This is a genomic window from Acinetobacter sp. S-1 (genome assembly GCF_059579785.1).
Genome location: NZ_CM184207.1, coordinates 3,568,130 through 3,580,400 on the forward strand (window position 1 = coordinate 3,568,130; position 12,271 = coordinate 3,580,400).

A 12,271-nucleotide genomic window follows, 5' to 3' on the forward strand; every position below is an offset into this window, starting at 1 on the left:
TTATGAGTCCGCTGTTCTTTTATTAAGAGCTTCATTTAAAGTCTCGATTAAAGAAGTAATTTCTTTCTCTGATAAAGCCGCAAAGCCAAAACGGATACAATAATTAGCACATTCTTCCTGTTTAAACTTATGCTCTGTATCAATGTTAAGTTCTTTTAATTTTATAAGCTGATCTTGAGTAAATGCTTTCTGGAATTTCGCCCATAAGGCCATTCCACCTGCAGGTGGTTGTATCTGAACAGTCTCAGCAAAAACTCGATGGAACTCAGCTAAGGCATGGTCACGGCGTAGTTGATATATTTTTTTCATTTTACGGATATGCCGCTTGATTTCCCCTCGCTGCATTAAATCTGCTAAAGCAAGTTCCGTAATGTTATTGCCTTGCCGATCAATCAATAGAATATCTTCTGTAATCGATTGAATGATTATTGACGATGCCACGACGTATCCCAAGCGAATACCGGGTGCGAAGACCTTTGATAATGAGCCCACATGAATGACCAATTCAGAATGAGGCAAACTTGCTAAGGGTGGCATAGGCCGGCTGTCATAATGAAATTCGTGGTCATAGTCGTCTTCAATAATATAAAACCCCCATTTTTTTGAAAGCTCTAAGAGTTGAAGACGGCGAGACATGGCCATGGTGACAGTTGTAGGATATTGGTGATGCGGAGTTGTATAAATGGCAGCAACTGAGTGCTCTTGTAAAATCCGTTCTAGGTCGTCAATGACAATACCTTGTTCATCTAATTTAACAGAAACCACTTGAAAGCCATTTGACTGAAATGCTTTAAAAGCAGATGGATAATATAATTCTTCAACAACGATAACTCCCTGCCGATTGGGTAATGCTCGAGAGGCAAGAAAAATTCCCATCTGGCTACCACGTACAATACAAATCTCATCTTCAGCAACATTCATAAAACGTTCCATTGACAACATTTGTTGTAAAGCCTGTCTTAGCTCAACCATCCCTCGTGGGTCACCATATCCCATGTACTGGTTTTGCGTAATTTTAATCAGTGCATGCCGGTATGCCCGCGAAAATAGTTCGTAGGGAATAAGCCTCGGATCTGGCACACCATCGTTATGTGGGCGTTGAATCACTTCTTGAGTGATTGGTTTATCATTAACTGTTCGCTCAGATACTGGCTCTATTTGAAGCTGTTTTTCCGGCAAAACATCCGCCACAAATGTGCCTTTTCGGGGACGGGTCACAAGCCACCCTTGTGCCTCTAACTCTTCATAGACTGCTTGTACGGTTTTTCGATTAATTCCTAGTTCTTTTGACAGGCTACGAGACCCTGGCAGCATAGTCCCCTGCACTAAACGGCCACTTAAAATTTCCTGACTAATCAAGTTAGTCAGTTTTAGAAAAACCGTTTTTTCTTCTCTTTCATCGATACGAAAATGTACTTGCCAAGGTCTTAGCATATCCACCCCATCTGGACCATACAACTTATAAAAACTGGATGTATTGATTCATCCAGCTATTTTCTATTCTGCCTTCACCTACTTAATTTGGTCAACTGGACTGGAGAAGAGATGAAGACTGCTGCTGTAAACAAACAAGACCTGATGCAACATGCACAGCAAGACATGCAAAAGTGGATTAGCGACTCAGATTTAACTGATCGTCAAAAGCTTGCACTCACTTGTCGTATTTTATTTGACCATGGCCATGATGCTGGTTTAGCAGGCCAAATTACCTGCCGTAGTGAAAATAAAGACTCCTTTATTACCCAACGTTTTGGTTTAGGTTTTGATGAAATTACTGCCTCAAATTTACTTGAGGTGAATCAAGATTTAGAACCCATCAATCAAGAAGGAATGGCAAACCCAGCCAATCGTTTTCACACATGGATTTATAAAGAACACCCAGAGGTGAATTGCATTATCCATACGCATCCGACTCATGTAGCGGCTCTATCGATGCTACAGGTTCCACTTATGGTTTCCCAAATGGACGTTTGCGCACTTTACGAAGACTGCTCATTTGTAGGTCATTGGCCAGGTGTCCCTGTAGGTAATGAAGAAGGTATTTTGATTTCTTCTACTCTGGGTAAAAACCGCGCTGTTTTATTGTCTCATCATGGTCAATTGGTCACAGGAAAAACCATTGAAGAAGCCTGCAACTTGGCTCTTTTAATTGAACGAGCAGCTCAACTGCAACTGCTAGCCATGTCTGCCGGACAAATCCAGCCCATCCCCCATGCTTTAGCAACAGAAGCTCATGATTGGGTGTCTACCGATAAACGCAACAAAGTGAACTTTGCCTACTACGCACGTAAAGCTTTGAAAAAACATTCTGACTGTATTTAAAAAGAGACTTTCACCATGAAACTAAACGGCATTATTGGCTACCCTGTTACCTCATTTTCTGATGACAACACCATTAATCTTCCTGTTTTAAAACAAATGCTGGATTTGCTGATTGCAAATGGCTGCGACGCAATTGCGCCTTTAGGCAGTACAGGTGAAAGCGCTTATCTTGAATGGGATGAATGGTGCTTAGTCGCAAAAACTTCAATTGAAAGTATTAATAAACGCGTGCCTGTCATTATTGGAATTTCAGAACTCACGACTGATCAAGCCATTAAAAAAGCCCAAGTCGCGCAAAGCTATGGTGCAGATGCACTCATGGTGATTCCTATATCTTATTGGAAGCTAACAGACCAAGAGATTTTTGAATATTATCAAGCAATTGCCCAAGAGACCACACTACCAATTATGATTTATAACAACCCTGCGACTAGCGGTGTTGATATGTCTCCAGAGTTAATTGTGCGTATGTTTAATAGCATTGCAAATATTACGATGGTGAAAGAAAGTAGCGGCGATATTCAGCGTATGCATAAAATTCAAGAATTATCAAAAGGTGAACTTCCATTTTATAACGGGTGTAACCCTCTAGCTTTAGAAGCTTTATGTGCTGGAGCAAGCGGTTGGTGTACAGCAGCACCGAACCTATTAGGTCAACGACCTCAACAGCTTATTGAACATGTAAAAAATGGTGAATTAGAACAGGCTCAGAAGTCATTTTATCAGCAACTTCCTCTACTACGCTTTATTGTAAATGGTGGTTTACCCAAAACGATTAAAGCTGGTTTACAACTAAAAGGTGTCTCTGCGGGCTTACCACGCAAGCCATTATCTAAAGCTACGGATATTGAGCTTAACCAGTTAAAACAGCTACTTTCTGAAATAGAAAACTAATAAAAAAGCGGGTTATTCACCCGCTTTTTTAAAACTCAAACTTAGAATGTTTTAGTTAAACTAAACACCAAGCCTGTGTCATAAGGTTTCTTACCAGCATCAGTCATACCAGAAGTACTAATGTCTGTACCAACAACATCTAGCTCAGCGACAATACCTAAAATGTTATAGTTTACGCCGACTTTATAATCGATATAGCTATCGTCTTCACCTGGCCCACCCGCAACTACAAGTAAAGAGTCTTTGTTTTTGAGTTTGTTATAACCAACTGAAGCAAGTCCAGTAAATCCTGTATCTGCAATTGGTGCTGAATAACCGACGTTGAAATACCAGAACTCATCAGAGTGGCCCCAGTAATCATCTGAATAGCTTACGCCCACACTAAGTGCATCACCTTTAAACAAAGAGTCTGCAAACGTTAATTTTCCGTAAAATTCGGTGAAGTCGAAGCCAGTATCACCATTGTATGGGTTAGTAAATTTTGAGTCAGAACCAATGTATCCATAATGAATTACACCCACATCATAAGTTGGTGCAAGCGTATCAGACAATTTTAATGTATTTGTATAACCTAAAGAGATATCGGTTTCAGTTGAAACGCCAGGTGTATTAAAGTCTACACTTGAACCCCAAAGCGCAACATAAGCACCTGACTTATGAGAAAAGGTGAACCCACCTTGAATAGCTGGGTTATTTGACGATTGGGTAACACCACGGAAACGGTAGTCTGTGGTCGCTGCCACACTACCTGTTGCCGTGATTCCATAAAAAGATGGAGCATCTTCAGCCATAGCCATAGTTGACCCTGCTGCAAAGATACCAAGAGTTACTGCCTTAAGTGCAAATTTCATCATTTTGATCTCCCCCACAATGAACGCACGATTTATAGGAATTAAACAAATTGTGTTACTTGAGCTTTAGCAATTGCTGTGCCAAGTACGAATTTGCTATCAGTGCTCTTCATTAATTTTGAGATCAAACTCACTTTATTATAAAATTTCTGGGTAATTTTTATAAAAAGATATCTATAAAAAACATAGTGATAAAATAAAATTCTTATGCGATAAAAAATACTAAACATACGAGAACCCCTTATCGGAAATTAATGAGCGAGGCGTGAAGTATTCATTTGTTGCACATAAATTTTCTATTTAAACTTAGAAGCGAGATATAAAAAGTATGTAAATTTCTGGAGGACAGTGCTTGTAATGATCTGTGATTGCGCATTTCTACTCATTGGATTTTTTTATTTATTACTTGTTTAAAGTAGATGTACTATTTTGGGTCTTTTTTAAGCAATAATATGGATAAAAAGAGTAATGCACAAAATATAAGCAATGTGTTGCACTAAATTTGATCAACCTAAACATATTTTGTTGACCGCCTATAGTGATCTATTTTTGTACATTCCATTTTTAAAATAACGTTATATAGTAACAATTTAAAGGGTATAAAAATAAAAATGATGAAAAAAGAAACTTAAAATAAGATTAAAAAGTAAACATATCCAACAAAAAAGAGTAAAAAATAAACACAAGAATCAACTATTTTTTTAACTTTAAATATAAAATAAATGGTAAAAATCCACTAAAAATTAAATTACTTTTTTTATTTTAAACAATAAATTAAGTATAAAAGACGAATTATAAATTTATTAAATAACCCCTACCACATTAATCAAATCCTGCATAGCATATATAAAATAAAATGAACAAAAATATATCTTTTTTACAGATTACTTATACAATTGATGGAAATCCTAGGCCCTGAACAATAACAAGGCACAGGATTTATCGTTTTTATGAGGTTCTTTAAATATGCTAAAAGCACAAAAACTTACATTAGCAGTTCTCATTTCTGCGGCAATAATTTCCTCAGCTCAGGCAAGCGAGCAAAGTGAGGCAAAAGGATTTGTTGAAGATGCGAACGGTTCTATTCTCTTCCGTACAGGTTACATCAGCCGTGACAAAAAAAATGGCGTAGATGACACCAGTTCATTTGCTCAAACAGCAATCATAAATATTGATTCTGGCTTTACCCCTGGTATTGTTGGCTTCGGTGTAGGCGTTGTTGGTGACGGTTCATTTAAGATCGGCGAAAATAATAACGCTGGTAATAACATGATTCCACGCGAAACATTGAACGGTAAAGAAAACTCTGGTGATGCTTATGATCACTGGGCTCGTGGTGGCGGTAACGTAAAAGCACGTTTCTCGAACACAACAGTACGTTACGGTACTCAAGTACTCGACCTACCTGTTCTTGCAAGTAACACAGCTCGTTTAGTACCTGAGTATTTTACAGGTACGTTATTAACGAGCCATGAAATTAAAGATTTAGAAGTAATTGCTGGTAAATTCACTAAGAACCAATATTCGGACCAAGTGAACACAGATGGTCGTCGTCTTGACCGTGCAATTGTTTGGGGTGCTAAATACAAGTTTGATGATAATTTAAATGCATCTTACTATGGTTTAGATAGTAAAGATAAACTTGAACGTCACTACGTTAATGTAAACTATAAACAACCATTGGCTAATGACAGCTCATTAACTTACGATTTCAGTGGGTATCACACTAAGTTTGATGAAGGTGCTTCTACTTATTCACAAACTACTGATGACCTATCTAATCGTAAAAACAATATTTGGGCAATCTCTACAGCCTATAATACTGGTCCACATAACATCATGGTTGCTTACCAACAAAACAGTGGTAATGTCGGTTATGACTATGGTGAAAATGCTGACGGCGGTCAAAGTATTTATTTGCCAAACTCTTACCTGTCTGATTTCATCGGTAACGATGAAAAATCTGCTCAAATTCAGTACAGTCTTGACTTTGGTAAATTAGGTGTATTACCTGGTCTGAACTGGACAACTGCATTTGTATATGGTTGGGACATCAAAGTTAAAGGCTTAACTGATGATGCTGAGGAACGTGAGTTCTTTAACCAAGTGAAATATACAGTTCAAAGTGGTTTTGCTAAAGATGCAAGCCTTCGTATTCGTAACTCATACTACCGTGCAAGCGATGCTTATCAAACCAATGCTTACATCGGTGATACGAACGAATGGCGTATTTTCCTTGATATTCCTGTGAAATTATTCTAATTCACAAATCTATCAAGCATAAAAAAACCTACGTCTGGCAACAGATGTAGGTTTTTTATTAAGCTCAAAATATCAATTCAGACATTCTAAGCTTATCAATTAAAGCTTATTTAGCAGCTTCAATTGCTTTTAATACTTCTGCTTTAGCAACATCAGCACCTTCCCAACCACTGATTTTTACCCACTTACCTGGCTCTAAATCTTTATAGTGACTGAAGAAATGCTCAACTTGGCTAATCAATAACGGAGGAAGATCTGTATACTCCTTCACGTCTTTGTAAAGTGGAGATAATTTTTCGTGTGGAACAGCGATTAATTTCGCATCAATACCACCGTCATCTTCCATGTTTAATTTGCCCACTGGACGGCAACGAATTACAGAACCAGCAGCAACAGGATGTGGAGTTACAACAAGTACGTCTAGTGGATCGCCATCTTCAGACAAAGTATTTGGAACATAGCCATAGTTCGCTGGATAGAACATTGCTGTACCCATGAAACGGTCTACAAACAATGCATCAGAATCTTTATCGATTTCATATTTAATTGGTGCTGCATTTGCAGGAATTTCAATGATGACATAGATGTCATTTGGCGCATCTTTACCTGCTGGGATATTGCTGTAACTCATATCAATACTCTTTCGTTATGAAGTCAGATGTAAAATCCACTCGATTATAGCGTGGATATCATCAAAATGATGCCGATTATACAATGGGCACACGCGAAAGTTGATATGAATGATGACAGAATGACACTCAAGTCAGTTTTATCGTGACCACTAACAGAAAGATTGGACACAATATCGATAAGAACCAAACAATCGAGCGTAAAGTTGCCCAGTTACTTAAATAGCAGATGCCATAAATAACTCTTAAAATAATATATGCCCAACCTAATCTCAGAATGAAATATTCCGGAACAACCATATATTCAGCCATTAAAATAGCAGTTAAGAATAAAGGTAGGCTTTCAAAGCTATTTTGTTGTACGGCATTAGCGCGAGCAGCAAGGCCTGTTGTTTTGGCCAAAAAAGCTCTCGGGTTTTGATTATCGACGGGCTGAAAACCACCTGTAAATTTTGCAATTACGGTAAATGCGTATGGCAGCAAACATGCCACTAAAATAATATAGATAATGCCGCTGATGCCCTGCATAGTGCCATCCATCACTGAAAATACTGTTGATCATGCTATCATAACATTGCGTTTTTACCTGAAATTTTATGCAATCACTTGTCATCACTGATTAATAGGGCCATGTATGCAACAACCTGATCAAAAAGAATTGTTTGAAGTCTTAGAGAAGCAAAAACAAAATCAACTTCAGGTAGACCGTATATTAAAAATCGTACTTCCTATTGTCGCTTTTTTATTGAGTGTGATTTGTGCAAATCTAAATTGGCAATCGACATTAGGCACCTTTGTTATTTTAACAATTACTTTTATTGCAGTCGGTATTAAACGACTTCCTTTATGGCATTGGTTAATTGTGATTACCCTATATTGCCTAGCAGATAATTATTTAAGTTATGGTCAGCTCGATTTAACTCATCTACGTTTACAATTGGGCACAATGCTAGTTTTTGTTGGGATGGTGGGAATTGGTCGTCCTTACATAGACCGCTGGTTTATGAAGAGCCACAACAAAATGTAAAAACAAAAAAAGCGCCCTAAGGCGCTTTTTTATTAACTTTTTAGGCTGGCTTACGTAAGTCTTTACGTAAGATTTTGCCTACGTTTGATTTAGGTAATTCATCCATAAACTCAACATAACGAGGGCGTTTATAACCTGTTAAGTTTTCTTTAGCAAAGTTCAAAATTTCTTCGGTCGTTAAGCTTTGGTCTTTTTTCACGATAAAGAGTTTTGGCACTTCACCTGATTTTTCATCAGGAACACCAATTGCTGCAACTTCCAATACTTTTGGATGTTTAGCAATAACTTCTTCGATTTCGCTTGGATAAACGTTAAAGCCAGAAACCAAAATCATATCTTTTTTACGGTCTACAATTTTAGTATATCCACGGCTATCCATAACACCGATATCACCCGTACGGAAGAAACCGTCTGCAGTCATGACTTTCGCAGTCTCATCAGGACGCTTCCAATAGCCTTTCATGACTTGAGGACCACGAATAGAGATTTCACCTTGCTCACCTAAGGCAACTTCTTTGCCATCATCATCTAAAATAGCAACTTCTGTTAAAGGTAATGGAATACCAATTGTGCCGCTAAATTCAGTAGATGCAGGAGGGTTTGCAGTCGCTACAGGAGAAGTTTCAGACAAACCATAACCTTCAATAATGGTTGTACCAGTAATCTTCTTCCACGCTTCTGCTGTAGAAGGTAGAACTGCCATACCACCACCCATCGCCATTTTTAGATTGCTATGATCAAGTTGTTTAAATTCTTCATTATTTACTAAAGCATTAAATAATGTATTTACTGCTGGGAAGAATGATGGCTGATATTTACGTAATTCATTAATTACCGCTGGTAAATCACGTGGGTTTGGAATCAAGATATTTGCCTGACCTTTATACATACCGTACATCGCGCAAACCATGAACGCAAAAATATGATAAAGCGGTAATGCGCAAACAATACGGTCGCCTTTAGCACCATCATTTGCACCAAATTTACTTTGGAAGATACCATCACACTGTAAAAGGTTGGCAACCAAATTAAGATGTGTTAATTCCGCACCTTTTGAAACACCTGTAGTACCACCCGTATATTGAAGCACGGCAGTATCACTTAAAGTTAAATTTGGACGCTTATAATTACTCGGACTTACTTTATTTAATGCTGTATTAAATTTAACGTACCCTGGAATATTCCAAGCAGGAATTTGCTTACGTACTTTACGTAATACAAAATTTACTAATGTACCTTTAAGCGTACCAAGCATATCTCCTACTGTCGCAACTACAACATGCTTCACAGGAGTTTTACCTAAAATGCTTTGGTAAACACTGGCAAAGTTTTCGATAATAACGAGCACTTCTGAACCCGAGTCATTTAATTGATGCTCAAGCTCACGCGCAGTATAAAGTGGGTTTACATTCACTAATACTAAGCCTGCACGTAACACAGCTAATGCAACTACAGGATATTGCAATACGTTTGGCATCATCACTGCCACACGAGTTCCCTTTGCTAACCCCAAATTTTGCAAATAGGTCGCGAACTTACGGCTTGCAAGTTCCAACTCGTTAAATGACATCGCTTTATCCATAAAGATAAAGGCATCACGAGAACCAAATTTTTGGAAATTACTCTCAAAAATATCAACAAGAGAGGTATTTTCCGCAGGCAATGCTACTGTTTCTGGAATCCCTGTTTTTTGGTATTCTGCAAACCAAATCTTTTCCATAATGCCATTATCTCCGATTCGTAATCCTTAGTAATAACTGTTATTCAATGCCCCAGCTATTCTTTAGCTTCTTGGTGCCAGAACATATTTAAAACTTATTGGCACATTCATGACACTTTCGAACAAGATTATGAGACAGAAGTTTTGACAATTTGACCCTGCCAAATTTTTTGCATGGAGTACAAATTGCGTACTCCAAATTGCTGCCCTTTTAATCGTTATTCAATACCAATAAGTTCAGTTCATTGCTTGAACTTATTGCCATATATAGCGTATTTATGTTGCCCGACGCTAGCTTTATCTCTGAATCAACAGTTTATTTGCTTTTTGATATCCACGTGGTAAGAGGTGACCTTTTGAAGCTCGTTTACCCATGTATTTTTGTAGATCTTCACCTTTTAATTTTAGATGTTGTTGACCTGCAACCACCTGAATTATTTCATCTAAGTTCAGGGTTGTCATGGATAAAATCTGCTCTTTCGCTTCAAGTTGTATCAACTTATTACCTTTACCCTTATTTAAATTTGGCAGTTCTGATAAATCAATAATCAAGAGCCGACCTGCTGAGCTGAGTACAGCCAAATGTGTCATGTTTTGGGCAGATATTAACGGTAGTGCTTTTGACTTTTCAGGTACCGACAAGAAGCTTTTTCCTGCCTTGGCATTGGTATCTAGCTGTTTGACTTGAGTTTTAAAGCCATAACCTGATGAGCTAGCAGCAATAAGTTCTGACTCGTCATCATCTAAATAGACCTGAATAAATGCGACTCCACTTGCAGGAGCAAGCTTCGAACTTAATGGCTCTCCTAAACCTCTTGCTGATGGCAAACTGCTAATAGGCAAGGCATAACTACGCCCTGTCTCATCAAGGAAATAAATTCGTTGATTGGTTTTACCCACCGCATGACTTAAATATTGGTCACCAGCACGATAGTTTAAATTCTCTGCATCAACATCCGCACCTTTTGCAGCACGAATCCATCCCGCCTCAGATAAAACTACCGTTACTGCTTCAGCCGGCATTAAATCTTGTTCTCTAATCTGAACAGCTTCAGCACGTGCAACAATTGGAGAACGGCGTTCGTCACCAAACTTTTTCGCGTCTTCTTTGAGTTCACCAATAATCAGATTTTTTAAAGATTCTGGGTTTTCTAATTGTTCACGAATAATCGCTGCTTTTGCTGAGAGTTCATCCTGTTCTTGACGGATTTCCATCTCTTCAAGTTTTGCTAAATGGCGTAACTTGAGTTCTAAAATTGCTTCTGCTTGTATCTCATCAATTTTGAAATGATCCATCAATACAGGTTTAGGCTGATCTTCTTCACGAATAATACGGATAACCGTATCAATATCGAGATAAGCAATTAAAAGGCCTGCCAAAATATGTAGACGTTTTTCAATTCGGTTTAAATGATATTCCAAACGGCGAGTAACCGTTTTTTTACGGATCTCAATCCACTCAAGCAAGATACGTCGAATCGACTTAACCTGAGGACGACCATCCTCACCAATCATGTTTAAATTAACGCGGTAGCTTGATTCTAAATCGGTAGTAGCAAATAAGTGGCTCATCACCGCTTCAGCATCAATACGGTTAGAACGAAGTACAATCACGAGTCGTGTTGGGTTTTCATGATCCGACTCGTCACGCACATCCACCACTAATGGTAGCTTTTTGGCCTGCATTTGGTCGGCAATTTGAGTGATCACCTTAGAACCCGATACTTGATACGGCAATTCGGTAATCACGATTTCATTTTTTTCGATGGTATAAACCGCTCGCATGCGGTAACTACCACGTCCAGTCGTCTGGATTTTGAGTAATTCTTCAGGCGGAGTAATAATTTCAGCTTTGGTTGGTAAATCTGGCGCTGGAATATATTCAGCCAATTTCTCGTCTGATGTTTGCGGATTACGAATTAAGGCAATTGTTCCTTTAATCACTTCACGCAAATTATGTGGCGGAATATCAGTCGCCATACCAACCGCAATACCAGTTGTACCATTCAGCAGAATATTAGGAACTCGTGCTGGCAAAGTAATCGGTTCTTTTAATGAACCATCAAAGTTATCTTGCCATTCACTCGTGCCTTGTCCTAACTCACTTAGTAATAACTCACTGTAGGCAGAAAGTTTTGCCTCGGTATAACGCATCGCAGCAAACGATTTAGGATCATCTGGTGAACCCCAGTTCCCTTGACCTTCAATCAAAGGATAGCGATAACTAAACGGCTGAGCCATCAACACCATGGCTTCATAACATGCCGAATCACCATGCGGATGATATTTACCTAGTACGTCACCTACAGTACGGGCCGATTTTTTTGGCTTACCACTGCTTTTTAAGCCCAACTCGCTCATGGCGTAGACAATACGGCGCTGTACAGGTTTTAAGCCATCACTGATATGTGGCAATGCACGGTCCATAATGACGTACATGGCATAATTCAGGTAAGCCTGTTCAGTAAATTCGGCTACAGAGCGGTTTTCTGTCGCTTGATGCGCAAGGCTGGTCATAGTCAGCTTATCTTCCAAATCAGTCGTTATTTTAAGTGAGTCTTATGCT

General features: G+C 38.6%; 11 protein-coding genes. 4 read left to right on the forward strand and 7 right to left on the reverse strand.

Annotated elements, in window-relative coordinates; all coding sequences use genetic code 11:
- Entirely contained in the window at positions 1-1,434 is a 1,434-nt protein-coding gene (gene pdxR, locus AC52J8_RS17105; RefSeq protein ID WP_086398720.1) for a MocR-like pyridoxine biosynthesis transcription factor PdxR, read from the reverse strand.
- 111 nt (positions 1,435-1,545) lie between these two features.
- On the opposite strand from pdxR, the gene AC52J8_RS17110 reads away from it, so the two are divergent.
- A complete protein-coding gene (locus AC52J8_RS17110; RefSeq protein WP_086398706.1) occupies positions 1,546-2,322 on the forward strand; it encodes an aldolase in 777 nt (258 codons plus the stop codon).
- 15 nt (positions 2,323-2,337) lie between these two features.
- Positions 2,338-3,216 carry a dihydrodipicolinate synthase family protein gene (locus AC52J8_RS17115; protein WP_086398707.1) on the forward strand — a complete coding sequence of 293 codons (879 nt, stop codon included), beginning with the start codon at positions 2,338-2,340 and terminating at the stop codon, positions 3,214-3,216.
- A 41-nt stretch (positions 3,217-3,257) separates the two neighbouring features.
- On the opposite strand, the gene AC52J8_RS17120 is transcribed toward AC52J8_RS17115, so the two are convergent.
- On the reverse strand, positions 3,258-4,070 hold the full coding sequence (locus AC52J8_RS17120; RefSeq protein ID WP_017385855.1) for a TorF family putative porin: 813 nt from the start codon (positions 4,068-4,070) through the stop codon (positions 3,258-3,260).
- 38 nt (positions 4,071-4,108) lie between these two features.
- The gene (locus AC52J8_RS17125; RefSeq protein WP_086398708.1) at positions 4,109-4,297 is read right to left on the reverse strand and encodes a hypothetical protein; all 189 of its coding nucleotides are present in this window, start codon (positions 4,295-4,297) and stop codon (positions 4,109-4,111) included.
- 736 nt (positions 4,298-5,033) lie between these two features.
- Between AC52J8_RS17125 and AC52J8_RS17130 the strand changes: the two genes are divergently transcribed.
- Complete coding sequence (locus AC52J8_RS17130; protein WP_086398709.1) at positions 5,034-6,329, forward strand: OprD family outer membrane porin; 1,296 nt, start codon at positions 5,034-5,036, stop codon at positions 6,327-6,329.
- A 106-nt stretch (positions 6,330-6,435) separates the two neighbouring features.
- Here AC52J8_RS17130 and ppa read toward each other — a convergent pair whose 3' ends face one another.
- Together ppa and AC52J8_RS17140 are read right to left on the reverse strand one after the other, a co-directional pair.
- A complete protein-coding gene (ppa, locus tag AC52J8_RS17135; protein ID WP_002121243.1) occupies positions 6,436-6,960 on the reverse strand; it encodes an inorganic diphosphatase in 525 nt (174 codons plus the stop codon).
- Positions 6,961-7,087: 127 nt separating this feature from the next.
- Positions 7,088-7,486: an MAPEG family protein gene (locus tag AC52J8_RS17140; protein ID WP_002121258.1), complete on the reverse strand. Its 399-nt coding sequence runs from the start codon at positions 7,484-7,486 to the stop codon at positions 7,088-7,090.
- A 106-nt stretch (positions 7,487-7,592) separates the two neighbouring features.
- Between AC52J8_RS17140 and AC52J8_RS17145 the strand changes: the two genes are divergently transcribed.
- Entirely contained in the window at positions 7,593-7,985 is a 393-nt protein-coding gene (locus AC52J8_RS17145) for a hypothetical protein (protein ID WP_014208156.1), read from the forward strand.
- Positions 7,986-8,025: 40 nt separating this feature from the next.
- Here the strand turns inward: AC52J8_RS17145 and AC52J8_RS17150 are convergent, their stop codons facing one another.
- Together AC52J8_RS17150 and parC are read right to left on the reverse strand one after the other, a co-directional pair.
- The gene (locus tag AC52J8_RS17150; RefSeq protein WP_002121274.1) at positions 8,026-9,705 is read right to left on the reverse strand and encodes a long-chain-fatty-acid--CoA ligase; all 1,680 of its coding nucleotides are present in this window, start codon (positions 9,703-9,705) and stop codon (positions 8,026-8,028) included.
- A 297-nt stretch (positions 9,706-10,002) separates the two neighbouring features.
- Positions 10,003-12,222 (reverse strand): DNA topoisomerase IV subunit A, encoded by a 2,220-nt coding sequence (parC, locus tag AC52J8_RS17155; protein WP_086398710.1) that lies wholly within the window; start codon positions 12,220-12,222, stop codon positions 10,003-10,005.
- Between the last annotated feature and the right edge of the window lie 49 nt (positions 12,223-12,271).